This is a genomic window from Micromonospora cynarisoli, from assembly GCF_030518815.1.
Lineage (GTDB): Bacteria > Actinomycetota > Actinomycetes > Mycobacteriales > Micromonosporaceae > Micromonospora > Micromonospora wenchangensis.
Genome location: NZ_CP130426.1, coordinates 5,889,353 through 5,914,522, shown reverse-complemented (window position 1 = coordinate 5,914,522; position 25,170 = coordinate 5,889,353). Strand labels below are relative to the sequence as shown.

Sequence of the window (25,170 nt, the reverse complement as noted above, 5' to 3'; positions counted from 1 at the left end):
GCCCCGCCCCAAGGTCAGGTCAGGGAGGCGCGGAGGGCGGCGTCCTTCTCGGCGACCAGGTCCTCCAGGTCGGCCTGGAAGGCGGTCATCCGGGCGCGCAGGGCCGGGTCGGTCGCGGCCAGGATGCGGACCGCGAGCAGGCCGGCGTTGCGGGCGTTGCCGATCGACACGGTGGCCACCGGGATGCCCGCCGGCATCTGCACGATGGACAGCAGCGAGTCCATCCCGTCCAGGTGCTTCAGCGGCACCGGCACACCGATCACCGGCAGCGGGGTGACCGAGGCGACCATGCCGGGCAGCGCGGCGGCCCCGCCCGCCCCGGCGATGATGACCTTGAGTCCCCGGTCGGCGGCGTCCCGGCCGTACTCGATCATCTTGACCGGGGTGCGGTGCGCGGAGATCACCGCCACCTCGTACGGGACGTCGAACTCGTCCAGGGTGTCGGCGGCGGCCCTCATCACCGGCCAGTCCGAGTCGCTGCCCATGATCAGCCCGACGGTGCTCACCCGTGCCCCTCCCGCAGCCAACGGGCGGCCCGCGCCGCCCGCGCCCGTACGTCGTCCAGGTCATTGCCGAGCACCGTGACGTGCCCGATCTTGCGGCCGGGGCGGGCCTGCTTGCCGTACAGGTGGACCCGGGCGCCCGGTTCGGCGGCGAAGAGGTGGTGCAGCCGCTCGTCGAGGGAGATCCCGCCCGGCTCGCCGCCGAGCACGTTCGCCATCACCACCACCGGGGCGGCGAGCGAGGTGTCACCCATCGGGTAGTCGAGCACCGCCCGCAGGTGCTGCTCGAACTGGGAGGTCCGGGCCCCCTCGATGGTCCAGTGCCCGGAGTTGTGCGGGCGCATCGCCAGCTCGTTGACGACCAGCCCGGCGTCGGTCTGGAACAGCTCCACCGCCAGCAGGCCGACCACGCCGAGCGCGGTGGCCAGGTCGATGGCGAGCTGCTGGGCGGCGACGGCCGACTCCTCCGCCAGGTCGGGCGCGGGGGCGAGCACCTCGACGCAGATCCCGTCCCGCTGCACGGTCTCCACCACCGGATAGACGGCGACCTGCCCGAACGGCGAGCGGGCCACCTGCACCGCCAACTCCCGGCGCAGCGGCACCCGCTCCTCGACGAGCAGCGTGGTGCCCCCGGCGAGCAGGGTGGCGGCCAGGTCGGCGGCCTGCCCGGCGTCGTCGACCAGCCACACGCCGCGCCCGTCGTAGCCGCCCCGGGCCGCCTTGAGCACCACCGGCCAGCCGTGCTCCGCGCCGAAGGCGAGCAGGTCCGCCGGGTCGTCCACCGGCCGCCAGGCCGGGTTGGGGGCGCCCAGCGCGCCGAGCCGCTCCCGCATCACCCGCTTGTCCTGGGCGTGCAGCAACGCGTCGGCGGGCGGGAACAGCTTCACGCCCTCGGCGGCGAGGGTGCGGATGTGCTCGGTCGGGACGTGCTCGTGGTCGAAGGTGACCACGTCGCAGCCCTTGGCGAAGGTACGCAGCGCGGCGACGTCGGTGTGGTCGCCGTACTGCACGTCGGCGGCGACGAGCGCGGCGCCGTCGTCGGGGGCGAGCGCCAGCACACGCAGTGACTGGCCGAGGGCGATGGCGGCCTGGTGGGTCATCCGGGCCAGTTGGCCGCCACCCACCATGCCGACGACGGGCAGACCGGTACGGGAGTCCATAGCGCCGCCAGCCTAACCGGGCCGACCCGCCGGCCGACCCGAGGGCCACCCCGGCCCGCGGGTCGGCGTCCGCCGGGGCCGGGCCGGCTCAGCCGAGCTGGGCGACCAGGTCGTCGACCGAGGTCACCGGCCGCTGGCAGACGAACCCCCGGCAGACGTACGCGGTGGGCCGCCCGTCGACCAGCGGCCGGTCGGCGAGCAGCGGCACGCCGGGCTGGTCGGGCCGGCCGGCGACCACCACCGCGCCGGGTGGGGCGTGCCGGTGCGCGGCGGCGACCAGCGGGTCCCCGGCCGGGTCGTCGGTGACCACCGCGATCTCGTACGGCCCGGACAGCAGCGCCTCCCCGGTGGTGGCCGCGTACCCGGTGAACCGGGCGTGCCGGCCGACGATCGGCGCGACCGTGGACAGGGCCGCCTCGGCCGCCTCCCGGTAGCGGGTCTCCCCGCTCAACGCCGCGTACGCGGTCAGCGCCGCCGCGATCGCCGACCGGCCCGACGGGGTGGCGTTGTCGGTCGGGTCGGCCGGCCGGGCGACCAGCCGTTCGGCGTCGTCGGCGGTGTCGTAGAACCCGCCGTCTCCGGCGGCGAACCGGGCCAGCGCGACGTCGAGCAGGCCACCGGCCAGTTCCAGCCAGCGTCCCTCGCCGGTGAGCTGGTGCAGCGCGCAGAACGCCTCGGCGACGCAGCCGTAGTCCTCCAGCACGCCGGCCGGTTCGCCGACGACGCCGTCGCGGGAGGCCCGCCGCAGCCGGCCGTCGACCAGGTGCACGCGGGCCAGGTGCTCGGCGGTCTCCCGCAGCGTCCCGTCGGCGACGATGGCGATCCCGTCCATCAGGTTGGCGTCCTCGTCGGCGGAGGTCACCCGGATCGCGACGACCTGGAGGAACTCGACGAGCGCGGTGATCGCCAGGCCGTTCCAGGCGGCCACCACCTTGTCGTCGCGGGCCGGTTGGGGCCGGGTGTCCCGGGCGGCCAGCAGCCGGCCCACCACGCTGCGCCAGCGGTCCCGGATCTCCGGGTCGGCGTCGTCGACGTCCCGGGCCAGCCGCAGCACGCTGGTGCCGGCGGTGCCGTGCCCGGCGGCGTCCGCGTGTGACCCGGCGGCCGGGTGGGGTTCGAAGGTGCCGACCTCGGTGACGTCGAACAGGTCGGCGGCCCAGCGGCCGTCGTCCTCGCCGAGCGCCGCGACGAGTTGCGTCGGGGTCCAGACGTAGGTGAGGCCCTCCACCCCGTCGGTGTCGGCGTCGAGCGCGGAGGCGAACCCGCCACCGGGGCGGTGCAGTTCGTCGGCGAGGAACCGGGCGGTGTCCCGGGCCACCCGGCGGGCCAGCCGGTCGCCGGTGAGCCGCCACAGCTGGGTGTAGACCCGCAGCAGCAGGGCGTTGTCGTAGAGCATCTTCTCGAAGTGCGGCACCGTCCAGTTGGCGTCCACCGAGTAGCGGGCGAACCCGCCGGCGAGCTGGTCGTGCAGGCCGCCCCGGGCCATCGCCTCGGCGGTGTGCCTGACGATCTCCAGGCTGCGCGCCGAGCCGGTCCGCCGGTGGTGCCGGAGCAGGAAGAGCAGGTTCATGTGCGGGGGGAACTTCGGCGCGCCCCCGAAGCCGGCGTCGGTTTCGTCGTACTCGGCGGCGAGCTGGTCGGCGGCGGCGTCGAGCAGGTCGGCGGTGAGCGGGGCGGTGGGGCCGCCGACGGCCTGGGCGCCGCCGATCGCCTCGACCACCGCGGCGCCCTGCCGCAGCACGGCCTCCCGCTGTTCCCGCCATGCGGTGCCGACCGACTCCAGCAGCCGGACGAAGTTGGGTCTCGGGAAGTAGGTGCCGCAGAAGAACGGGGTGCCGTCGGGGGTGGCGAAGACCGTCATCGGCCACCCGCCCTGGCCGGTCATCGCCTGGGTGGCGGTCATGTAGACGGCGTCGACGTCGGGGCGCTCCTCACGGTCCACCTTGATCGCCACGAACCCGGCGTTGACCAGCGCGCCCACCGTGTCGTCCTCGAACGACTCGTGGGCCATCACGTGGCACCAGTGACAGGCGGCGTAGCCGACCGAGATGAGCACCGGGACGTCGCGCCGTCGGGCCTCGGCGAACGCCTCGTCGCACCACGGCCACCAGTCGACCGGGTTGTCGGCGTGCTGGAGCAGGTACGGCGAGGTGGCCTGGGCGAGTCGGTTCACCCGACGACCCTATCCACCCCCGGGCGCACCCGCCGGGGCCACCGTCCCGCCGAAACCGGGCCTTCCCTCGTTCACATTCATCGTCTTTGATCTGTGCGGGTGCGGTGACCGGCACCGCCCTGCGAGGAGGTACCCATGCGCGGTTCCCGTCTCCTGTCGGCGCTCACGTCGGTCGCGGTGGTCGCGGCGGTGTTCAGCACCGCCGCCCCCGCCTCGGCCGCGGTGGACCCCGCCACCCGGGTCTCGGCGACCACCGTGGTCGGTACGCACAACGCGTACGAGCGCGGGACGTACACCTATCTGGCGCAGGCGCTCGACGCCCGCCCCGGCCTGATCGAGCTGGACGTCTGGCCGGACATCATCACCAGGCAGTGGCGGGTCAGCCACTCCAACCCGCTGGGCAACGACAACAACTGCGTCGCGGCCACCACCCCCGCGCAGCTCTACACCGGCACCCGCAACAAGAACCTGGAGAACTGCCTGGACAACATCCGGCTCTGGTTCGACGCCCACCCCGACGCCGGACCGCTCCAGCTCAAACTGGAGTTGAAGACCGGCTTCAGCAGCCGTACCGGGCAGGGGCCGGTGCAGCTCGACGCCGTGCTCGCCGCCCGGCTCGGCAGCCGGGTGTTCCGCCCCGCCGACCTGCGCGGCGGGTACCCCACCCTGGATGCCGCCGCCCGCGCGAACGCCTGGCCGACCCGGGGGCAGCTCGCCGGGAAGGTGATCGTGGAGCTGATCCCCGGCACCGTCGAGGAGGGCAACCCCACCGACACCCTGTGGACCGACATCGAATACGCCCAGCACCTCGTCGGCCTGGCGGCGGCCGGCACCCTCGGTCAGGCGCAGGCGTTCCCGGCGGTGCACCGGGCCCAGTCCGGCGACCCGCGCACCAGGTACGCCGACACCGGCCTGCGCCCGTGGTTCGTGCTGTTCGACGGTGACGCCAGCGCGTACGTCACCGGCGGCATCGACACCTCCTGGTACGACACCAACCACTACCTGCTGGTGATGACCGACGCGCAGAACGTCCCCCCGGCGGTCGGCAACACCGACCCGACGGCCGCCCGCGCCCGCCTCGCCCAGCTCGCCGCCGCCCACGCCAGCGTCGCCTCCGCCGACTGGGCGGCGATGCCGGCGGTGGTCGGCGAGGTGGTCGCCCGGGGTTGACCGGGCGATTCTGCGCTGTGTCGCCGATGTGGCGGTGTCCCTTCACCGGGATGCCGCTACATCGGCGTCACTGAGTCGATCCCACTCGACGGGGACCGGCGCTCGCCCGGTCAGGAGGCGCCGTCGGCGCGCAGCGGAAAGACGTTCGACTCGGCGGAGTCGCGCAGCGAGCCGAGCACCGCGCCGATCTTGTCGGCGGGCATCGGCTTGAAGAAGTGGTAGCCCTGGGCGGCGGTGCAGCCCAACGCCACCAGCGCGGCCCGCTGCTCGGCCGTCTCCACCCCCTCGGCGACCACCCGCAACCCCAGCTCGTGGGCGAGCCCCACGGTGGCCCGGACGATCGCCGCCGCCTCCGGCGAGTCGGCCATCCGGATCACGAAGGAGCGGTCCACCTTCAGCTCGTCCACTGCGATCCGGGTCACGAACGACAGCGACGAGAAGCCGGTGCCGAAGTCGTCGACGGCCAGCTGGACGCCCATCGTGCGCAGGGTCGCCAGCACCTCGTCGATCACCTCCAGCTCGCTCATCACCACCGTCTCGGTGATCTCCAGGACCAGCCTGTGCGGCGGCACCTGGTGCCGGCGCAGCGCGTCGGCGATCTCCGCCGGCAGCCGGGGGTCGAGCAGGCTGCGCGCCGAGAGGTTCACCGAGATGGGCACGTCCAGCCCGTCCCGGGCCCACCCGGCGGCCACCGAGAGCGCCTTGTCCAGCACGTACCTGGTGAACGTGCCGAGCTGTTCGCTGTTCTCCACCGGACGGATGAAGTCGGCCGGGCCGAGCCAGCCCCGCCGGGGGTGCTGCCAGCGGATGAGCGCCTCCACCCCGGTCGGCGCTCCGGTGGCCAGGTCGACCGCCGGTTGCAGGGCCAGCACCAGCTGGTCGTCGGCCTGCAACGCCTCCCGCAGCTCGGCCAGCAGGGCCAGCTGGTCGGTGCTGGCGGCGTCCCGGGTGCTGTCGTACGCGGCGACGCTGCCGCCGCCCTCCTTCGCCTGGTACATGGCGATGTCGGCCCGGCGCAGCAGCTCGGTCAGGTCGGCGGTGCCCGCCCCGGCCACCACCACCCCCACCGAGACCTCCACCGACATCCGTACCCCGGCCACCTCGGTCGGCGCGGCCAGCCGCTCGGCGATCTCCCGGGCCTGCCGCAGCGCGTACGCCATCGGGGCGGCCCGGTCGCCGATCACCGGGACCGACGTCAGCAGCAGCGCGAACTCGTCGCCGCCGAGCCGGGCGAGCAGGTCACCGGGGCGGGCCAGGGTGCCCAGCCGGTTGCCGGTGAGCCGCAGCAACTGGTCACCGGCGGCGTGCCCGAGGGTGTCGTTGACCTCTTTGAACTGGTCGATGTCGAGCAGCAGCAGGGCCACCGGGCGGTCATGGGCGAGCTGCCGCAACGCCTGGTCGCCCTTGCTCAGCATGGCCGTACGGTTGACCAGCCCGGTCAACGCGTCGTGCACCGCGTCGTACGACGAGCGGGCACTGACCAGTCGCAGCTCCCGGTGGGTGGCCGCGTCGTGCAGGGCGGCGGCCAGGGCGTCGGAGTAGGCCGCCAGCGCGTCCCGTTCCCGGTCGTCAGGCGGCCCGGAGACGGGGAACCGGACCCGGATCTGCCCGACCTGGATGTCGCCAACGGCCAGCGGCCGGACGAGTTCGTGGGCGTCCGGGGCCGCGCCGGCCGGCGGCCCGGCCTCCCGGTCGCGTACCCGGCCCGAGGAGTCCCCCCGGTAGCGCCGCCACCGGCCGTCGCCCCGGGCCACGTCGACGTCGACCAGTTCCGCGCCGAACAGGGCCAGCGCGCCGGTCACCGCGGCGGTGGCCACCCCGCGCTCGTCGAGCTGGTTGAGGGCGGCGGTGGCCTCGGCGAACGCGCGCCAGGTGCGTTGTTCCTGGTCGGCGCGCAGCCGGTGCCGGTAGGTCTGCTGGAGCAGCCAGAGCAGCGGCGGGAGCAGCAACAGCCAGCGCGGATCGACCTCCAGCAACGCCACCACGACCAGTCCGACCATCACGTTGCCGACGAACATGAGCACCTTGCCGCGCAGCGCGACGAGCAGTGCCGGGCCGACCGCCACACCGTGCCGCAGGGCCAGGGTGGCCCCGCCCAGCCCGGCGGTGGTGAGCAGGTAGGTGACCGCACCGGCGACGAGGGCGGGCACGAGCGTCGGGGTGGGGCCGGCCAGGAACGGCTCACCCAGCGCGGTGGCGACGACGACGGCGAGCGCGGTGGCCGCGGTCAGCGAGGCGGCGATCCGGACCAGCTCCACCGGGGGACGGCGGTCGGCGGCAAGCGACATCACCGTCCAGGCCACGCCGACGCCCAGCAGCGCGGCGGCCGGCAGCCAGCCGGCCGGCGCCAGGTAGAGGCAGACGATCAGGGCGGCCTCGCCCCAGGTGATGCTCACCATGCCGGTGGCGGTGCGGAACCGCAGCCGGGCGAGCTGGGCCAGGGCGAACACGGCGGCGACGATGCCGAACCGGGCGACGGCCGGGAGCGGATCGTCGACCGGCAGGGCGGTGGGCAGGCGCAGGCCGACCAGCGCCGCCACCAGGGCGGTCACCGTCACGGCGAGGGTGAGGACGCGCACCCGCAGCGGGGTCCCCGGCGGCGTCGGCCCGTCGTCGGACGCGCCGGCCCTGCCGGAGGTCACCGCCCGGCTCCGTCCGCGGGGCCGTCGACGGCGCGACGGACGAACGCGGCTACGACGGTCATGGCACCCCCTCCCGCGCACGGCTCAGGGACTTACGTCCCCCGGCGGAAGGCTAAGCCAATCCGGGTGGCCGCAACAGGGGGCGACGACCCGGATCGGCGTGATTCACGCTCCGGTCACCCACTCAGGGCTGCTGGTGGCCGCTGGGCGGGTTCGTACGTGATTCCTGCCCCGTCGTCCCGTCCGACGGACCGGTGGCCGACGAATCGGCCCCGACCGGACCTCCCTGGTGGGGGAACCGCTCGGGCAGCCGGCGCAGCCGGGAGTTCATGTTGCGGATGAGCAGGACGGTGGCGGTGCCGAGGAGCACGATGAGGAAGAGGCCCATCGGCCCGGCCAGGCCGCCCGTGCGGGTGTCACCGAAGTTGTTCTCCGCGAGCACCTGGACAGCGTTCAGCATGGTGTTTTCTCCGATGTGCGGTGGAGTGTCAGCGTAGCCCCGTACCCCGGTCACCCGGCACGGGCGGCTTCGCGTACCCCGGCGAACAGGTCGGATTCCGGCAGCGGGGAGTCGACAGTCGAGCGGACGAGCTGGAAATCCTCCGTCGGCCAGGCGCGCTGCTGCAACTCGATCGGCACGTGGAACCAGAAGCCGTCCGGGTCGACCTGGGTGGCGTGGGCGCGCAGCGCGTCGTCGCGGACCGGGAAGTAGTCGGCGCACTCGACCCGGGTGGTGATCCGGGTGCCCTTGTCCGGCCGCTCGTCCCACCGCTTGAGCCACTCGTCGTACGGCGAGGTGAGGCCGGCGGCCAGCATGCCCTCGTGCAGGGCGGTGATCTTGCCCTTGGAGAAGCCGATGTCGTAGTAGAGCTTCAACGGCTGCCAGGGGGTGCCCAGCTCCGGGTAGCGATCGGGGTCGCCGGCCGCGTCGAACGCCGCCACGCTGACCCGGTGGCACATGATGTGGTCGGGGTGCGGGTAGCCGCCGTCCTCGTCGTAGGTGGTGACGACGTGCGGACGGAACTCCCGCATCAGCTTCACCAGCGGCCCGGCCGCCACCTCGACGTCCTGGAGGGCGAAGCACCCCTCGGGCAGCGGCGGCAGCGGGTCGCCCTCGGGCAGGCCCGAGTCGACGAAGCCCAGCCAGGCCTGCTCGACGCCGAGGATGGCCCGCGCGGCGTCCATCTCGGCCCGCCGGATCTCGCCGATGTTGGCCCACACCTCGGGGCGGTCCAGCTTGGGGTTGAGCACGCTGCCCCGCTCGCCGCCGGTGCAGGTCACGACCAGCACGTCCACCCCCTCGGCGACGTACTTCGCCATGGTGGCGGCGCCCTTGCTGGACTCGTCGTCCGGGTGTGCGTGCACGGCCATGAGACGCAGCTTCTCTGCCAACGTGGGCGCTCCTCGTCTGTGCCCGTCGGCGGCCCGCTCCGGGTCGCTCGCCCGACCTGTCGTGTGACCTGCCGGCGCGGTTGCCGACCTGCCGGGCCGGGCTCGGCCCCGGGCTGGGAAGATGGACCCTGTCATTCTTGCCGATGCCGCCGACAACAACGCCAGGAGATACCCGCCGGTGACCGAGACGCACGCCACAGTTCCCTCGGCCGCGCCGGTGTTCCCGCCCGGCCGGTACGGACGCCGGCGGGAACCCGAGCGCCGCCGCCCCCTGCTGCGCTGGGTGCTGGCGGCGACCCTGATCGCAGGTCTGGTGCTGGCCTCGACGCAGCTCTACCAGCGCTACGGCGACCCGGAGTACAAGCCCGAGGTGATCACCTACGCCGATGTCGACGACACCGGCGTCCGGGTCGACTTCCGGGTGACCGTGCCCGCGGGCGGTGCGGCGGTGTGCCTGGTGCGGGCCCGCTCGCACGCCGGGGCCGAGGTGGGCCACGAGGAGGTCACGGTGACCGCGGCCCCCGGCCAGCGGCACGTCACCACCCGGCACCGGGTCACCACCGCCGAACGCCCGTTCATCGGCGAGGTGGTCCGCTGCCGTCCGGCCGGCTGAGCGACGACGGGACCGGGTCGGGCGGGCCGCCGGACGTCCCCCGACCGAGTGATCGACGACGCCCGGAAGTGCGGGCCACTGGTAGGTTGGTAAGTCACCTGTCAGCCAGCACGCACATCCGAGGAGTACGCCTGTGTCCACCAATGACCACAAGGCGCCCGCCACCTGGCTGTCCCAGGACGCGCACGACCGCCTCCAGGCCGAGCTCGACGAGCTGATCGCCAACCGGCCGGTCATCGCCGCCGAGATCAACGCCCGGCGGGAGGAGGGCGACCTGCGGGAGAACGGTGGCTACCACGCCGCCCGCGAGGAGCAGGGCAAGGCCGAAGGCCGCATCCTCTACCTCAAGGAGCTGCTGCGCACCGCGCAGGTCGGCGAGGCGCCGTCCGCCGACGTGGTGGCGCCGGGCATGGTCGTGACGATCTACTTCGACGACGACGAGGGCGACACCGAGACGTTCCTGCTCGGGTCGCGGGAGATCGCCGCCACCACCGAGCTGACGGTCTACAGCCCGGAGTCGGCGCTCGGCAAGGCCATCCTGGGTGGCCGCCCCGGTCAGGCGTGCACCTACACCGCGCCCAGCGGCGCGGACATCAAGGTGACGATCGTCAGCTTCGAGCCGTTCTCCGGCTGAGCCGCTCCGCCGCCGGGTCCACCGGACCCGGCGGCGTCCTCAGGCACCCGCCGGGGCGTGGCGTCCGGCTCCGGCTCACGCCTCGGCCGTGAGGGCCACCTGGTAACCGCTGGCCCGCAGGGCGCTGATCAGCGTGTCGGAGTGTTCTACGCCCCGGGTCTCCACCGACAGCGCCACCTCCACCTCGCCGAGCCGCAGGTGCGGGTTGGCCCGCTGGTGCTCCACGTCGACCACGTTCGCCCGGTGCTCGGCGATCTCGGTGAGCAGTGAGGCGAGCTGACCGGGCCGGTCCGAGCAGCGGACGGTGACCCGCAGGTAGCGGCCGGCGGCGGCGAGACCGTGCTCGATCACCCGCATCATCAGCAGCGGGTCGATGTTGCCGCCGGAGAGCACCGCCACGGTCGGGGTGCGTACCTGCACCGCCCCGGCGAGCAGCGCGGCCACCCCGACCGCCCCGGCCGGCTCCACCACCTGCTTGCCCCGTTCCAGCAGCATCAGCAGCGCCCGGGAGATGTCCTCCTCGGCGACGGTGACCATCTCGTCGACCAGCTTGCGGACGTGGTTGAAGGTGATCTCGCCGGGCCGGCCGACCGCGATGCCGTCGGCGATCGTGGCGAACGCCGGCAGCCGGACGGGTTCGCCGGCGGCCAGGGAGGGCGGGAACGCGGCGGCGCTGGCCGCCTGGACGCCGACGATCCGCACGTCGGGCCGCAGTGCCTTCGCCGCCACCGCCATCCCGGAGATCAGGCCGCCACCGCCGACCCCCGTGATGATCGTCTCGACCTCGGGGCACTGTTCGAGGATCTCCAACGCGACGGTGCCCTGCCCGGCGATGACGTCCGGATGGTCGAACGGGTGGATGAACACCGCGCCGGTCCGCTCCGCGAAGGTCTGCGCGGCCACCAGCGACTCGTCGACGGTGTTGCCGATCAGCTCGATCCGCGCGCCATACCCCTTGGTGGCGGCCACCTTCGGCAGCGGCGCGTTGACCGGCATGAAGACGGTGGCGTGGGTGCCGACCAGGCCGGCGGCGAGCGCCACCCCCTGGGCATGGTTGCCGGCGCTGGCGGCGACCACGCCCCGCTCCCGCTCCCGCGCCGACAACCGGGAGATCCGCACGTACGCGCCGCGCACCTTGTACGAGCCGGCGCGTTGCAGGTTCTCGCACTTGAGCCACACCGGCCCGGCCAGCGCCGCGCTCAACGGCCGGGACGGCTCCAGCGGGGTGGTCCGGGTGACCCCGGCGAGCAGCTCCCGGGCGGCCCGTACGTCGGCGAGGTCGACCAGTTCCGTCATGCCCCGATCGTGCCACCAGCCCTCGGCCCCACGGCCGGGGAGGGCGTGTCGACCCGGGGATAGCCGGGCGCGTGCCGGGTCCACGGGGCCTGCATCTCGAACTGCCCGGCCACCCCGAGCAGCAGCAGCTCCGAGCCGGGCGGGCCGACCAGTTGCGCGGCGACCGGCAGGCCGTCCGGGCGGCGCCCCACCGGCACCACGATCGACGGCAGGCCGGCGACGTTCCACGGGGCGGCGAACGGGGCGTACCGGATGTTGGTCCGCATGTTCGCCAGCCAGGAACGGCCGGACCAGGCGGCGGCCTCCGGCGGCGGCCCGGCCAGCGCCGGGGTGAGCAGCAGGTCGATCCCGTGGTCGGTGAAGAAGCCGACGGAGCGGTCCCGCCAGGCGGCCCGGTCGGCCTCCCGCACGTACCCTCGGCGTTGCGCCCACTCCCCCAGCGCGACGTGCCGGCGGCTGCGCCGTTGCAGGCCGCGCCGGTCGATGCCGGCGACCCGCACGTCGGCCGCGGCGGCGGCGAGCCAGGTGGCGATGCCCTGGAGGCCGAGCGCGGTCGGGTAGACCGGGTCGGCGGGCACGGTGTCGTGCCCGGCGGCGGCGAGCAGGCGACCGGCGGCGGCCACCGCGTCCCGGTTGGGGGCGTCCGGTGCGACGCCGCGCACGGGGGAACGCAGCGACACGCCGACCCGCAGCCGGGACGGCGGGACGAGGGTGTCGGGGCGTCGCCCGGCGAGCACCTGGAAGCCGACGGCGGCGTCGGCGACGGTGGTGGTGAGCATGCCGTGCTCGGTCAGCCCGAACCAGTCCTCCGCGCCGAGCTGGCACGGGATCACGCCCCGGCCGGGCTTGAGCCCGACCAGGCCGCAGCAGGCGGCCGGGATGCGGATCGAGCCGAGCCCGTCGTTGCCGTGCGCGATCGGCACCAGCCCGGCCGCGACCGCCGCGGCGGCCCCGCCGGAGGACCCCCCGGGGGTGTACCGCAGGTCCCACGGGTTGCGGGTGACGGCGCTCGCGTCGTCGGTGATCGCCCAGAGTCCCAGCTCCGGCATCCGGGTCACCCCGATGATCACCGCGCCCGCGCCGCGCAGCCGGCGCACCACCTCGTGGTCGGCCTCCGCCACTGCGGTACGCGCCGCGACCGACCCGTTCCAGGTGGGCAGGCCGGCGACCGGGGTGTTCTCCTTGACCGCCACCGGCACCCCGGCGAGCGGGAGGTTCGCCAGCTCCTCCTGCTCGTCGACCTTCTCCGCCTCGGTGATCGCCTCGCCGCCCCGGACCACCCGGAACGCGCAGAGGGCGCCGTCGACCCGGCCGACGTGGTCCAGGTGGTCGGCGACGACCTGGGTGGCGGAGACGTCACCCCGGCGTACGCCCCGGGCGATCTGCTTGGCGGTCGCCCCCACCCAGGTCGGCATGATGTCCTGCACGGCCACCTCTTCCCAGCCCGCGGTCAGCCCAGCGCCTGCTCCAGATCGGCGAGCAGGTCGTCGACCGTCTCGATGCCGACAGACAGTCGCACGAGATCGCCGGGAACTTCAAGCGGCGAGCCGGCAGCACTTGCGTGTGTCATCCGGCCCGGGTGCTCGATCAGCGACTCCACCCCGCCGAGCGACTCGGCGAGGACGAACAGTCGAGCCCGGTTGCAGATCTGCACGGCGTGCTCCTCGCCGCCGGCGGCCCGGAAGGAGATCATCCCGCCGAACCGGCGCATCTGCTTGGCGGCCACCTCGTGCCCGGGGTGCGCCGGCAGGCCGGGGTAGATGACCTGGGCGACCCTGGCGTGCCCGTCGAGGAAGGCGGCGATCCGTTCGGCGTTGTCGCAGTGCCGGTCCATCCGCACCCCGAGGGTCTTGATGCCGCGCAGGGTGAGCCAGGCGTCGAACGGGCCGTTGATCGCGCCCATCGCGTTCTGGTGGTAGCGCAGCTCGTCGCCGAGGGTCTGATCGGCGACGACCAACGCGCCACCGACCACGTCGGAGTGCCCGCCGACGTACTTGGTGGTGGAGTGCACCACCACGTCCGCGCCGTGCGCGAGGGGCTGCTGAAGGTACGGCGAGGCGAACGTGTTGTCGACCACCAGCAGCGCCCCGGCCTCGTGCGCGACCCCGGCCAGGGTGGCGATGTCGGCGATGCCGAGCAGCGGGTTCGTCGGCGTCTCCACCCAGACGATCTTCGTCTCGGGGCGAATCGCCGCCCGGACGGCGTCGACGTCGGAGACCTTCGCCGGGGTGTACGTCAGCCCCCACCGCTCGGCGACCCGGGCGAACAGCCGGTACGTGCCGCCGTACGCGTCGTCGGGGATCACCACGTGGTCCCCGGGCGAGCAGACCGTCCGCAGCAGGGTGTCCTCGGCGGCCAGGCCGCTGGCGAAGGCGAGCCCGACCCGGCCCCCCTCCAGCGCGGCCAGGCACTCCTGGAGGGCGTCGCGGGTGGGGTTGCCGGAGCGGCTGTACTCGTAGCCCTGCCGGGGCGCGCCGACGGCGTCCTGGGCGTACGTGCTGGTCTGGTAGATCGGGGGGATCACCGCGCCGGTGCGGGCCTCCGGGTCCTGGCCGGCGTGGATGGCGAGCGTCTCGAAGCCGTGACTCATCCCGCAGACGTTAGTCCGCCGCGCACTCCCGGTCACCGGGAACCTGAACCGGGGGCTCGCCCTGCCCGGACTAGTCGGTCAGCTTGGGGTGGCCCGGCCCGGCTGCCACGATCCAGACGACGCGCTTGTCGGGGTCGGGGCAGCACCAGATCAGACCGCCGCCGTGACCTCGTACTGCCACTGGGCGAGGGTCCTGCCGCCGACCTGGCGAGTGGCGAGGGTGCCCCGCAGGCGATGCTGACGGGCGGAGTTCTCCGGATCGACGGGGCGCTCGGTGAGCACCACCCAGGCTTCCCAGGTGTTGGCCCGAGCCGTCTGACAGCGCTGCTCCCACCCCATGGCCGCCTCGGACGAGGCGAAACGGGCTTCCCAGCCGCCGGGACGGCCGGGCGGCGCGACCCGCTCCCCCCGTTTGGGCGCCACGGTCACGCCTCGGTCGGGCCGGGAACCGGCCCGTGATCGTCAGACAGTGGGGCGGTCAGCTCGTGGACCAGCGCCGGATCGGTGTAGACGGCGGCAGTGGCCTTCCACTCCCGGATCGTCTGGGCCAGGACCGACCACTGCCCGAGATCTGCCGAGATCCTGGCGGCATTGACGAAATCGGACACGAACTGCGGGCGATCCGCTGGGGGAAGCAACTCGATCCACGGGAACTCCTCCGCAAGAGCCTCGACGGCCACGTCTCTCGGGAGATGGGCGAGCGCGTTTCGGAGGGTTCTGGCCGCCGCCACCGCTCCCTCACCCGCCGCGAGAACGCGGTCCTCCCTGGTCAACAGCAAGGCAGCTCCGTCACGACGTCGCACCCGCACGTCGCCGGCATCTGCAAGCGCCGCCACGCTCTTGGGATCGCGCTGCAACTCACTCCACTGCACTTCCCGGGTAGTCACCACGAGACAATTCTGAACTTTTTCAGAAGAGTGTGCAACCCATCGGCCGAGCCAGCGGGCCCGCCCCGGCGGCCAGGCGTCCCGCTGCCGTTGTCGTACGAGGGCTTTAGGCTGCGCGGGTGAGCGGGTGTGTGTTCTGTCAGATCGTGGCCGGGGAGGTGCCGGCGTTCCGGGTGGCCGACGAGCCGGACGGCGTGGCGTTCCTGGACACCCGGCCGGTGTTCAAGGGGCACGTCCTGGTGGTGCCCCGCGCCCACCTGGTCACCCTGACCGACCTGCCGGTGGCCGACCTGCCCGGCTACTTCGGGCTGGTGCAGCGCCTGGCGGCGGCTGTTGAATCCGGTCTGGGGGCCGGCGGGACGTTCGTGGCGATGAACAACCGGGTGTCCCAGTCGGTGGCGCACCTGCACACCCACGTGGTGCCGAGGACCAGGGGCGACGGCCTACGGGGCTTCTTCTGGCCGCGTACCCGCTACGCCGACGACGCCGAGGCAACCTCCTACGCCGATCGGGTCGCCGCCGCCCTGGCCTGAGACCAGCCGACATTCGGCGGGGCCCGGCGGGCGAGAGCCGGGGCCCAGCGGGTAAGGAAGGTGTGCCCGCCGGCGTTGCATGCGGGGAGAGGTACGAGAGGAGTTCCACCGTGTTCCTTCGCCGCATGAAGGCCGAGATGATCAGCCCCGACCAGGCCCTGCCCGGCCGCCCGATCGCGATGCCGATCGGGGACCGGCACGAGGTGCTGGCGTCGTCGCTGAAGGGCCCGTTCCCGGAGGGCGCCCAGGTCGCCGTGTTCGGCATGGGGTGCTTCTGGGGCGCCGAGCGGCTGTTCTGGACCCTGCCGGGGGTGCTCACCACCTCGGCCGGTTACGCGGGCGGCTACACCGCCAACCCCACGTACGAGGAGGTGTGTTCGGGGATGACCGGGCACGCCGAGGTGGTCCAGGTGGTCTACGACCCCGCCGTGATCAGCTACGAGGACCTGCTCAAGGTGTTCTGGGAGAACCACGACCCGACCCAGGGCATGCGCCAGGGCAACGACGTCGGCAGCCAGTACCGCTCGACGATCTACACCACCACCGACGCGCAGTTGGCCACCGCGCAGGCGTCCCGGGACGCGTTCGCGCCGATCGTGGCGCGGGCCGGCAAGGGCGAGATCACCACCGAGATCGCCCCGCTGGGCGACTACTTCTTCGCCGAGGACTACCACCAGCAGTACCTGGCCCCGACGAAGAACCCGAACGGCTACTGCAACCACGGCCCGAACGGGTTGAGCTGCCCGGTCGGGGTGGCCCGCACCGCCGGCTGACCCGCCGACGTCCGGCCGTCGGGCGACCCGCCCGGCGGCCGTTTTCCGGGCCTGCGGTGTTTGTCACATCGTGGGCCCGGGGCGAATCGGGCACCGGCCGGGCCCCGGGCAGGAACGTCGGCCCGCGCGGGGCCGTCACGGTGAGTGGCGCACATCCTAGCAATCCCGTAACACGGCCGACATCAGCTCAACAGGCGAAGTGCAACAACCTCTGGCAGCATTGGCTGGCATGTGCGGACTTGCGGGAGAGTTCCGCCGTGACGGTTCCCGGGCCGACGTGTCGGCGGTGGAACGCATGGCGGCCACGATGAGTGACCGGGGGCCCGACGACAGCGGAGTGTGGTCGCAGGGAGCCACCGCCCTCGGGCACCGCCGCCTCAAGATCATCGACCTCTCCGCCGCCAGCGGGCAACCGATCGTCGACCCGGCCGCCGGTCTCACCGGCGTGTTCAACGGCTGCATCTACAACTACCGCGAGCTGCGCCAGGAGTTGCAGGGCAAGGGGCACCGCTTCTTCTCCTCCGGGGACAGCGAAGTGGTGGTCAAGGCGTACGCCGAGTGGGGGCTCGACTTCGTCGACCACCTGATCGGCATGTTCGCCGTCGCGATCAGCGAACGGGACACCGGCCGGCTGGTGCTGGCCCGGGACCGGCTCGGCATCAAGCCGCTCTACCTGGCCGAGACGCCGGGCGTGGTGCGGTTCGCCAGCACCCTGCCCGCCCTGCTGGCCGGCGGCGGGATCGACACCGGCATCGACCCGGTGGCGCTGGCCCACTACCTCAGCTTCCACAGCATCGTGCCGCCGCCGCGCACCATCCTGCGCGGCGTCGCGAAGCTCCCCCCGGCCACCGTGCGGGTCTACGAGCCGGACGGCCGTACCCACGAACGGGTCTACTGGGACCCGTCGTTCACCCGGGACACCGCGCGCGCCGACTGGTCGGAACGCGACTGGCAGGACGCCCTGCTGGAGTCGCTGACCACCGCGGTACGCCGACGGATGGTCGCCGACGTGCCGGTGGGGGTGCTGCTCTCCGGCGGCCTGGATTCCAGCCTGGTGGTGGCCCTGTTGGCCGGCGAGGGGCAGACCCGGTCCGGGCTGTCCACCTTCTCCATCGGCTTCGACGCCGTCGGCGGGCGCGAGGGCGACGAGTTCGTCTACTCCGACCTGGTGGCGCAGACCTTCGGCACCGACCACCACCAGCTCAAGGTGGCCGCCGGTGACCTGGTGCCGCCGCTGGAGGCGGCGGTGGCCGCGATGAGCGAGCCGATGGTCAGCCACGACTGCGTCGCGTTCTACCTGCTCAGCCAGGAGGTGTCCCGGCACGTCAAGGTGGTCCAGTCCGGCCAGGGCGCGGACGAGATCCTCGGCGGCTACCACTGGTACCCGCCGCTTGCCGGCATCGACCGGGAGCAGGCGCTCGACACGTACGCGCAGGCGTTCTTCGACCGGGACGCGGCCGGACTGGCCCGGGTGCTCAACCCGGCGTGGCTGGCCGACGGCGACCCGGCGCGCGAGTTCGTCGCCGCCCACCTGGGCCGGGCCGGCGCGCAGACCGCCGTCGACGCCGGCCTGCGGATCGACACCCAGATCATGCTCACCGACGACCCGGTGAAGCGGGTCGACAACATGACCATGGCGCACGGCCTGGAGGCCCGGGTGCCGTTCCTCGACCACGAGTTCGTGGAGCTGGCGGCGAGCTGCCCGCCCGAGCTGAAGCTGGCCCAGGGCGGCAAGGGCGTGCTCAAGGAGATCGGCCGCCGGGTCCTGCCGCCCGAGGTGATCGACCGCCCCAAGGGCTACTTCCCGGTGCCTGGCCTGACCCACCTGGAGGGCAAGCTCCTCGACCGGGTCCGCGACGCGCTCACCGCGCCGCAGGCCCGCCGCCGCGACCTGTTCCGTGCCGACTACGTCAATGCGCTGCTCGCCGAACCGAACGTCGAACTGACCCCGTTGAACGGAAACAAACTGTGGCAACTGGGACTTCTGGAAATGTGGCTCCAGAGCCACGGAATCGACTGACCGTGAACGAGACCCTCGCGACCGGCACGGCCCGTACCGACCGGGAGCGGGTGCTCGGCCGCCGCCGGGAACGGATCGGTCCCGGCGGTGACCCGGTCGCCCCGGGGGCCGCCCCGGAGCCGCGCCGGGAGCCGGCCGGGCCGTCCGACGTGGTCCTGGACTGCGGCTGGGGGCGGCTGGTGTTCGGCCAGACCTTCCACGAGCAGGTCGCGGTGGCCCACGTGCTGCGGTCCGAGGCGGCCGGGGCCCGGGACATCTGCATCTACCTGCGGGACCCGCACGTGCTGGTGTCCCGGCTGCCCGACGAGCTGTTCATCGACCCGTCGCTGACCTACCGGCTGCCGCTGGGCGAGCGCCGCCCGGAGGCCACCGAACGGATGGAGATCCCCGGGCTGGTCGTCCGGCCGCTGCGCGACGCCGACGACGCCGACGCCGTGAACCGGATCTACGCCCGCAACGGCATGGTCACCGCGCCGGTGGAGGTGCTCGTCGACAACGCCGGCACCGACCGGTTCCTGCACCTGGTGGCCGAGGCGAGCACCGGGGAGATCGTCGGCACCATCACCGGCGTCGACCACGTGGCGGTCTTCGGCGACCGGGAGAACGGCGCGAGCCTGTGGTGCCTGACCGTGGACTTCAACACCGCCCCGCCCGGCACCGGCCAGGCCCTGCTCACCGAGCTGGCCGACCGGCTCGACGAGCGGGGCCGGGCGTTCGTCGACCTGTCGGTGCTGGCCGAGAACTCCGGCGCGATCCGGCTCTACGAACGGTTGGGCTTCCACCGCACCGGGACGCTCTGCGTCAAGCGGAAGAACCCGATCAACGAACGGCTGTTCCTGCCGTCCGCCCCGGCGGGCTACGACGAGCTGAACCCGTACGCGAAGATCGTCGCCGACGAGGCGATGCGACGCGGCATCCGGGTCGAGGTCACCGACGCGCACTGGGGTGAGCTGCGGCTGACCAACGGCGGCCGGACGATCGTCACCCGCGAGTCGCTGTCCGAGCTGACCTCGGCGGTGGCGATGAGCCGCTGCGACGACAAGCGGGTCACCAGACGCATCCTCACCGAGGCGGGCCTGTCGGTGCCGCGCGGCCGGACCGCCACCGGAGACCCCGACGACCTGGCCTTCCTCACCGACGTCGGCCCGGTGGTGGTCAAGCCGGCCCGGGGCGAGCAGGGCAACGGCATCACCGTCGGGGTACGCACCGCCGAGGCGCTGGCCGCCGCCGTCGAGCTGGCCCGCCGGTTCTGCCCCGACGTGCTGATCGAGGAGCTGCGCGCGGGCGAGGACCTGCGGGTGATCGTGATCGACCACGAGGTGGTGGCCGCCGCCGTCCGCCGGCCGGCGCAGATCACCGGCGACGGGGTGCACGACGTCACCGAGCTGATCGAGCGGCAGAGCCGACGCCGGGCCGCCGCCACCGGTGGCGAATCCCGCATCCCCATCGACGACATGACCCGCGAGGTGGTGGCCGAGGCCGGGCACCGGATGCACGACGTGCTGCCCGAGGGGCAGGTGTTGGCGGTGCGCCGGACGGCCAACCTCCACACCGGTGGCACAATCCACGACGTGACGGCCGAACTGCACCCGGCGATCGCCACTGCCTGCGTGGCGGCGAGCCGGGCCCTGGACATTCCGGTGACCGGGCTGGACCTGTTGGTCCCCGCCCCCGACCAGCCCGAGCACGTGTTCATCGAGGCGAACGAGCGGCCGGGGCTGGCCAACCACGAGCCCCAGCCGACCGCCGAGCGCTTCGTGGACCTGCTCTTCCCGGGCACCCGGGCCCCGCAGCGCCTCTGGAGCCCGGCCGGGCCCGGAGGGGTCGCGTGAGCCTCAAGCCCCTCGACATCGATCTGGACTACCTCCGTCAGGTGCTGGTGGAGCTGCTGGACATCCCCAGCCCGTCGGGGCGTACCGACCACGTGCAGCAGTACGTGGGGGAACGGCTCTCCGCGCTGGGCATCCCGTCCACGCTGACCCGGCGGGGGGCGCTCAGCGCCTGCCTGCCCGGCCCCCGGCAGACCGGGGCCGACCGGGCCATCGTGGTGCATACCGACACCATCGGCGGGATGGTCAAACGGCTGAAGGAGAACGGCCGGCTGGAGCTGAAGACCATCGGCACCCACTCGGCCCGGTTCGCCGAGGGCGCGCACGTACGGATCTTCACCGACGACCTGGACCGGGTGGTCACCGGGCAGGTGCTGCCGTTGAAGGCCAGCGGGCACCGCTACAACGACGACGTCGACCTGCAGGGCGTCGGCTGGGAACACGTCGAGGTCCGGGTCGACGAGCCGGTCGAGGACATCGCCGGCCTGCGGGCGCTCGGCATCGACGCGGGCGACTTCGTGGCGTTCCTGCCCAACCCGATCGTCACCCCGTCCGGCTACGTGAAGTCCCGGCACCTGGACGACAAGGCCGGGGTGGCGGCGGTGCTGACCGCGTTCAAGGCGGTGGTGGACGCCGGCATCACCCCCACCGTCACCGCGCACCTGTTGGTCACCGTCACCGAGGAGATCGGCCACGGGGCCAGCCACGGCCTGGACCCGGACGTCGCCGAGATCGTCTCGGTGGACGCGGCGGTGGTCGCGCCGGGCCAGCAGTCCCGGGAGAACGCGGCGACCCTGGCGATGGGCGACGGGGTCGGCCCGTTCGACTACCACCTGACCCGCAACCTGGCCGCCATCGCCCGGGAACACGGGGTGGACCTGGTGCGCGACGTCTTCGACTACTACCGCTCGGACGTGGCGGCGGCGGTCGAGGCGGGCGCGCACGCCCGGGTGGCGCTGCTCGGTTTCGGGGTGGACGCCACCCACGGTCACGAGCGCACCCACCTCGACGGGCTGCGCCACCTGACCCAACTGCTCTGCCTCTATCTCCAGAGTGATCTGGTCTTCCCCGAGTGGGACGCCGAGCCGGAGGGTGACCTGGCCGACTTTCCGTCGCTGGCGGTGCAGCCGGCGGGCGGGGACGGCCCCCGCGAGGGCCCGATCGGCATCGACTGACCGGCTGGTGGCCGCACTGCCCGAGCAACAGGTGAACGGCGGGCACGACAGCGCGCGTCGCGCCCGCCGTTCACCGAACGCCCCGGCCCCTCACCGTGGCGTCGGTCCGTGCGGTCAGGTCACCGGTTGCGGCGTTCCGCCGCGTCGAGCAGGGCGATCAGCGCCTCGGTCACCCGCAGCACGGCGTCCCGGGCGGCCGGGTCACCGGTGATCCGCTGCCGCGCCCGGTCGGCCAACTGCCCCAGTAGTTCACCGGCGCGGGCCGCGTTCCCGGCGGTGCCGGCCTGCTCGGCCCGCTGGAGCCGGTCCTCCAGCCGGGCCGCCACGTACTCGGTGATCCGGCCGGCGGCGACGTACTCGGTGACGAGGTCACGCAGGTCGGAGTACCAGGCGGGATCGCGGGTGAACGACGCGGGCAGGTAGCCGGCGTCGGCGGCGGCGAGGGTCGCCGCGACGCTGGCGTCCACGTACGACGCGACGGTCGGGTAGCGGGCGGCGACCTGCGCGTCGGTCAACGGCACCGAACTGCCGTCGAGGAAGCAGAAGCCGGGCCCGGTGTTGCTGCCGCTGTTGACCCGCAGCGGCACCTCGTGCTGGGCGAGCCGGATGCCCCCGAGGGCGAGTCCCAGCTCGTCGCGGGCGACGGCCGGCGGGGTCGTCGTGGTCGTCCGGATCGGCGGGGCGCCGGGCGGGGCCACCTGCTGGGCGACCCAGGCGACGGTGTGGTCGTAGACGGCGTTCTGCACCATGTGCTGCGGGACCCGCGACAGCGAGGGCAGCGTGCAGGTCTGCGGTTCGCCCGGGTAGCCGCCCGGGTAGCTGCCGATGTCCCGCTTGCGCAGCGGCCCGTAGTCGGTGATCAGCTTCCAGTCGCCGTGCGACGCGCCGGCGACCTCCCAGGAGCGCAGGACCGGCGAGTCGGCCTGGGCGCGGGCCGCCGCCGGCAGGATGCCACTGGCCACGTCCCCCTCGGAGTTGATCCGGAACACCGGCGTCGTCAGGTCGGTGCGCAGCACCCCGCCGCCACCGTGCAGGACGACCGCGTCGAGCACGTTCGCCGACTGCTGGACGCCGTTGTAGTAGTTGGCGAGGCGGCCGGCCGACTGCGAGTGGCCGGTGGCGATCACGTACTGCGGGGCGGGCAGCTTGCCCAGCGGGTCGACCCCGGTCGGGTTGCGGACCGCCTTCACCGCCTGGCTGAAGATGTCGTACGAGAGGCTGTCGTCGGTGACCGTGCCGCCCACCGTGACGTCCAGCGGGCCGTACCGGCTCGGGCTCCACGCCTTGAGCCCGGTGGCCGAGTGCAGCCCGGCCCGCTGGGCGGAGACCCCGACCCAGGCGTAGCCCGAGCGGATCAGGTGCTCGTGCGACTGGAACCAGTCGACCTCCTGGTCCCACTGGTTGCTGACGTTGTTCCACTCGGCGATCACCACGCCGTTGAACTTCTTGGTGTTGGCCGGCCGGCGGACCACCAGCCGGGTGCCGTACGGCTGGTCGGTGGCGATGGTCGTCGCGTTCTGGGTGCCCTGCACGGCGTACCGGGTGGCGGTGCCGAACAGGAAGAACTCCTCCTCGACGTAGCCGGCGGCGGCCAGGTTGACGTCGGTGGCGAGGAACGGGTAGCCGTGGCCGGGGTCGCCGACCGGGGTGGTCCGGGCGATCGGCCCGGCGACCACCGGGTTCGCCACGTTCGCGCCGGTGGCGGTGGACGGCCGGGTGGTGGCCGGCGCGGCGGCGTCCGCCGGGGCGGCCGGACCGGCGGCGACGGCCAGTGCGCCGACCAGGCCGAGGGTCAGGGATCGTCGGGTGTTCCTGCGGGTGGTGGACGGTACGGGCACGGTTCACCTCACGGGGGAGCGACCGAGGGGACGACTCGGGCGGGCAGCGGCGGGAGGTGGCCACTGTGGGGCAGAGAGTAATGCTCACTTCAGGCGAAAGATAGGCCAGATGAGCACGAACTTTCGCTTCGTTCAGCAAAAGTTGCCCCCGATCTCCCGACCGGCTACCGACGACACCCGGCCGCAGGACCGCGCGAAAAATCACTACCGGCACCCGGGGTGCAGTGGGTAGCGTGGCGGTACACGGGAAAGGAGGTGGTCCAGACTTGTATAGCAATCGGACTCGTGAGGTGGCTGTCCGCTAGCCGCTGTCCTCGACAGTGAACGACCTGCATGATCGTCGAGACCGTGTGGCAGCGGTGCGGCGAATCCACGACAGCCACCCGACCCCCGGGGTGCCGACCCAGTCCAGTCGGCCCGTGCGCGAGCACGGAAGCCCCGGGGGTCGCTTCGTCTCCGGGGAGGCCGGCGGTGTCCATGCGGGAGCTGACGGTGCTCGGCACGGCCAGCCAGACCCCCACCCGGCTGCGCAACCACAACGGCTACGTGCTGCGCTGGGACGACGAGGTGATCCTCTTCGACCCGGGCGAGGGCAGCCAGCGGCAGCTCCTGCACACCGGGACCACCGCCACCGACCTGACCCGGATCTGCGTCACCCACTTCCACGGCGACCACTGCCTCGGCCTGCCCGGCACCATCCAGCGGCTCTCCCTGGACCGGGTGCCGCACCCGGTGGCGGTGCACTTCCCCGCCGGTGGCACGGAATACTTCGCCCGGTTACGGCACGCCAGCAGCTTCCACGAGACCGCCGAACTGGCCGTCGAGCCGATCACCGCCGACGGGCAGCGGATCATCCTGGGCGTCGGCACGTTGGAGGCCCGCCGGCTGCGGCACCCGATCGAGACGTACGGCTACCGGCTGGTCGAGCCGGACGGCTGCCGGATGCTGCCGGAGCGGCTGTCCGCGTACGGCATCGCCGGGCCGGCCGTCGGCGAGCTGCAACGCGCCGGCCACCTGGACGTCGGCGGACGCCGCGTCACCCGGGACGAGGTGAGCGTCGTCCGGCCCGGGCAGCGGTTCGCCTTCGTGATGGACACCGGCCTCTGCGACGGGGTGTACGCCCTCGCCGAGCACGCCGACCTGCTGGTCATCGAGTCGACGTTCCTGGCCTCGGAAGCCGCCCTCGCCGCCGAGGTCGGCCACCTGACCGCCGGCCAGGCCGCCCGGGTCGCCGCCGAGTCCGGGGTACGCACCCTGGTGCTCACCCACTTCTCCCAGCGGTACGCCGACCCGCGCCGCTTCCACGACGAGGCCCGCGAACACTTCACCGGTGAACTGGTGATCGCCGAGGATCTGACCACCGTGCCGGTCCCGCCCCGGCGGGTAGCCTCGGCCGGGTGACCGTCACGCTCCGTCCCGCCGTCGCCGACGACCTGATGCCGGTGGGCGCCCTGCACCAGCGGTCCCGGGTCGCGGCGTACTCGTCGTTCCTGCCACCCGGGGCGTTGGCCGACCCGACGCCCGAGGCGATGGGCAGCTACTGGGTCGAGCGGTGGACGTGGGAACGCGACGAGCACCTGATGACCGTGGCCGAACGGGACGGCCGGCTGGTCGGGTTCAGCTATCTCGGCCCGGACGACGCGGGCGACCCGGCGACCGGCCTGCTCAACGCCATCCACCTCGACCCGGCCGAACGGGGCCGGGGGACCGGCCGGGCGTTGATGGTCGACGCGTTGGACACCATGCGCGCCCGGGGCTGGCGTCGCGGGGTGTTGTGGGTGCTGGAACGCAACCTCGCCGCCCGGCACTTCTACGAGCGCGGCGGCTGGCGGGCGACAGGCGAACGCCGGGAGGAGCGGATCGGGCGCGCCCCCACCGCACAGCTCCGCTACACCCGGCAGCTACCGGACTGAACGGTCGCCCCGGACACTGCGGGCCCCTC

Annotated in this window: 22 protein-coding genes; 10 read left to right on the top strand and 12 right to left on the bottom strand. The window is 73.3% G+C overall.

Annotation, left to right across the window (positions count from 1 at the left end; all coding sequences use genetic code 11):
* Nucleotides 1-14 precede the first annotated feature (14 nt).
* The 3 genes from purE to Q2K16_RS26080 all read right to left on the bottom strand — a co-directional run bounded on the left by purE (nucleotide 15) and on the right by Q2K16_RS26080 (nucleotide 3,836).
* On the bottom strand, nucleotides 15-506 hold the full coding sequence (gene purE, locus Q2K16_RS26090; RefSeq protein WP_302740800.1) for a 5-(carboxyamino)imidazole ribonucleotide mutase: 492 nt from the start codon (nucleotides 504-506) through the stop codon (nucleotides 15-17).
* Nucleotides 503-1,663 (bottom strand): 5-(carboxyamino)imidazole ribonucleotide synthase, encoded by a 1,161-nt coding sequence (locus tag Q2K16_RS26085; protein WP_302740799.1) that lies wholly within the window; start codon nucleotides 1,661-1,663, stop codon nucleotides 503-505. Before Q2K16_RS26085 ends, purE begins: the two co-directional genes overlap by 4 nt.
* A gap of 88 nt (nucleotides 1,664-1,751) precedes the next feature.
* The gene (locus Q2K16_RS26080; RefSeq protein WP_302740798.1) at nucleotides 1,752-3,836 is read right to left on the bottom strand and encodes a thioredoxin domain-containing protein; all 2,085 of its coding nucleotides are present in this window, start codon (nucleotides 3,834-3,836) and stop codon (nucleotides 1,752-1,754) included.
* Between the two features lie 135 nt (nucleotides 3,837-3,971).
* On the opposite strand from Q2K16_RS26080, the gene Q2K16_RS26075 reads away from it, so the two are divergent.
* Complete coding sequence (locus Q2K16_RS26075) at nucleotides 3,972-5,006, top strand: phosphatidylinositol-specific phospholipase C domain-containing protein (protein ID WP_302740797.1); 1,035 nt, start codon at nucleotides 3,972-3,974, stop codon at nucleotides 5,004-5,006.
* Between the two features lie 110 nt (nucleotides 5,007-5,116).
* On the opposite strand, the gene Q2K16_RS26070 is transcribed toward Q2K16_RS26075, so the two are convergent.
* The 3 genes from Q2K16_RS26070 to mca form a co-directional block, all read right to left on the bottom strand.
* Nucleotides 5,117-7,591, bottom strand: coding sequence for a putative bifunctional diguanylate cyclase/phosphodiesterase (locus Q2K16_RS26070; protein ID WP_302746619.1), 2,475 nt, complete (start codon nucleotides 7,589-7,591; stop codon nucleotides 5,117-5,119).
* Nucleotides 7,592-7,832: 241 nt separating this feature from the next.
* Nucleotides 7,833-8,108, bottom strand: a complete 276-nt coding sequence (locus tag Q2K16_RS26065; protein ID WP_302740796.1) for a hypothetical protein — start codon at nucleotides 8,106-8,108, stop codon at nucleotides 7,833-7,835.
* Between the two features lie 50 nt (nucleotides 8,109-8,158).
* The gene (gene mca, locus Q2K16_RS26060) at nucleotides 8,159-9,040 is read right to left on the bottom strand and encodes a mycothiol conjugate amidase Mca (RefSeq protein WP_302740795.1); all 882 of its coding nucleotides are present in this window, start codon (nucleotides 9,038-9,040) and stop codon (nucleotides 8,159-8,161) included.
* A 178-nt stretch (nucleotides 9,041-9,218) separates the two neighbouring features.
* Here mca and Q2K16_RS26055 point away from each other — a divergent pair, with 178 nt between their 5' ends.
* A complete protein-coding gene (locus Q2K16_RS26055) occupies nucleotides 9,219-9,653 on the top strand; it encodes a DUF4307 domain-containing protein (protein WP_302746618.1) in 435 nt (144 codons plus the stop codon).
* Nucleotides 9,654-9,786: 133 nt separating this feature from the next.
* The gene (gene greA, locus Q2K16_RS26050; protein WP_088642909.1) at nucleotides 9,787-10,287 is read left to right on the top strand and encodes a transcription elongation factor GreA; all 501 of its coding nucleotides are present in this window, start codon (nucleotides 9,787-9,789) and stop codon (nucleotides 10,285-10,287) included.
* 75 nt (nucleotides 10,288-10,362) lie between these two features.
* Here greA and ilvA read toward each other — a convergent pair whose 3' ends face one another.
* The 5 genes from ilvA to Q2K16_RS26025 all read right to left on the bottom strand — a co-directional run bounded on the left by ilvA (nucleotide 10,363) and on the right by Q2K16_RS26025 (nucleotide 15,063).
* Nucleotides 10,363-11,583 (bottom strand): threonine ammonia-lyase, encoded by a 1,221-nt coding sequence (gene ilvA, locus Q2K16_RS26045; RefSeq protein WP_302740794.1) that lies wholly within the window; start codon nucleotides 11,581-11,583, stop codon nucleotides 10,363-10,365.
* Nucleotides 11,580-13,016, bottom strand: a complete 1,437-nt coding sequence (locus tag Q2K16_RS26040) for an amidase (RefSeq protein ID WP_302740793.1) — start codon at nucleotides 13,014-13,016, stop codon at nucleotides 11,580-11,582. Before Q2K16_RS26040 ends, ilvA begins: the two co-directional genes overlap by 4 nt.
* Nucleotides 13,017-13,033: 17 nt before the next feature.
* A complete protein-coding gene (locus Q2K16_RS26035; RefSeq protein ID WP_302740792.1) occupies nucleotides 13,034-14,173 on the bottom strand; it encodes a cystathionine gamma-synthase in 1,140 nt (379 codons plus the stop codon).
* Nucleotides 14,174-14,323: 150 nt separating this feature from the next.
* Nucleotides 14,324-14,596: a hypothetical protein gene (locus tag Q2K16_RS26030; protein ID WP_302740791.1), complete on the bottom strand. Its 273-nt coding sequence runs from the start codon at nucleotides 14,594-14,596 to the stop codon at nucleotides 14,324-14,326.
* A gap of 2 nt (nucleotides 14,597-14,598) precedes the next feature.
* Nucleotides 14,599-15,063, bottom strand: coding sequence for a hypothetical protein (locus tag Q2K16_RS26025; protein WP_302740790.1), 465 nt, complete (start codon nucleotides 15,061-15,063; stop codon nucleotides 14,599-14,601).
* A 116-nt stretch (nucleotides 15,064-15,179) separates the two neighbouring features.
* On the opposite strand from Q2K16_RS26025, the gene Q2K16_RS26020 reads away from it, so the two are divergent.
* The 5 genes from Q2K16_RS26020 to Q2K16_RS26000 all read left to right on the top strand — a co-directional run bounded on the left by Q2K16_RS26020 (nucleotide 15,180) and on the right by Q2K16_RS26000 (nucleotide 21,390).
* A complete protein-coding gene (locus tag Q2K16_RS26020; RefSeq protein WP_302740789.1) occupies nucleotides 15,180-15,593 on the top strand; it encodes an HIT family protein in 414 nt (137 codons plus the stop codon).
* A gap of 110 nt (nucleotides 15,594-15,703) precedes the next feature.
* Entirely contained in the window at nucleotides 15,704-16,366 is a 663-nt protein-coding gene (msrA, locus tag Q2K16_RS26015; protein ID WP_302740788.1) for a peptide-methionine (S)-S-oxide reductase MsrA, read from the top strand.
* Nucleotides 16,367-16,595: 229 nt separating this feature from the next.
* Entirely contained in the window at nucleotides 16,596-18,386 is a 1,791-nt protein-coding gene (locus Q2K16_RS26010) for an N-acetylglutaminylglutamine amidotransferase (RefSeq protein WP_302740787.1), read from the top strand.
* A gap of 2 nt (nucleotides 18,387-18,388) precedes the next feature.
* The gene (gene ngg / locus Q2K16_RS26005) at nucleotides 18,389-20,218 is read left to right on the top strand and encodes an N-acetylglutaminylglutamine synthetase (RefSeq protein WP_302740786.1); all 1,830 of its coding nucleotides are present in this window, start codon (nucleotides 18,389-18,391) and stop codon (nucleotides 20,216-20,218) included.
* The gene (locus tag Q2K16_RS26000; RefSeq protein ID WP_302740785.1) at nucleotides 20,215-21,390 is read left to right on the top strand and encodes an osmoprotectant NAGGN system M42 family peptidase; all 1,176 of its coding nucleotides are present in this window, start codon (nucleotides 20,215-20,217) and stop codon (nucleotides 21,388-21,390) included. The genes ngg and Q2K16_RS26000 overlap by 4 nt, the downstream gene beginning before the upstream one ends.
* A gap of 119 nt (nucleotides 21,391-21,509) precedes the next feature.
* Here the strand turns inward: Q2K16_RS26000 and Q2K16_RS25995 are convergent, their stop codons facing one another.
* Entirely contained in the window at nucleotides 21,510-23,228 is a 1,719-nt protein-coding gene (locus Q2K16_RS25995) for an alpha/beta hydrolase domain-containing protein (protein ID WP_302740784.1), read from the bottom strand.
* Between the two features lie 471 nt (nucleotides 23,229-23,699).
* Here Q2K16_RS25995 and Q2K16_RS25990 point away from each other — a divergent pair, with 471 nt between their 5' ends.
* Together Q2K16_RS25990 and Q2K16_RS25985 are read left to right on the top strand one after the other, a co-directional pair.
* Nucleotides 23,700-24,629 (top strand): ribonuclease Z, encoded by a 930-nt coding sequence (locus Q2K16_RS25990; protein WP_302740783.1) that lies wholly within the window; start codon nucleotides 23,700-23,702, stop codon nucleotides 24,627-24,629.
* Nucleotides 24,626-25,141, top strand: coding sequence for a GNAT family N-acetyltransferase (locus Q2K16_RS25985; RefSeq protein WP_302740782.1), 516 nt, complete (start codon nucleotides 24,626-24,628; stop codon nucleotides 25,139-25,141). Before Q2K16_RS25990 ends, Q2K16_RS25985 begins: the two co-directional genes overlap by 4 nt.
* Nucleotides 25,142-25,170: the final 29 nt, after the last annotated feature.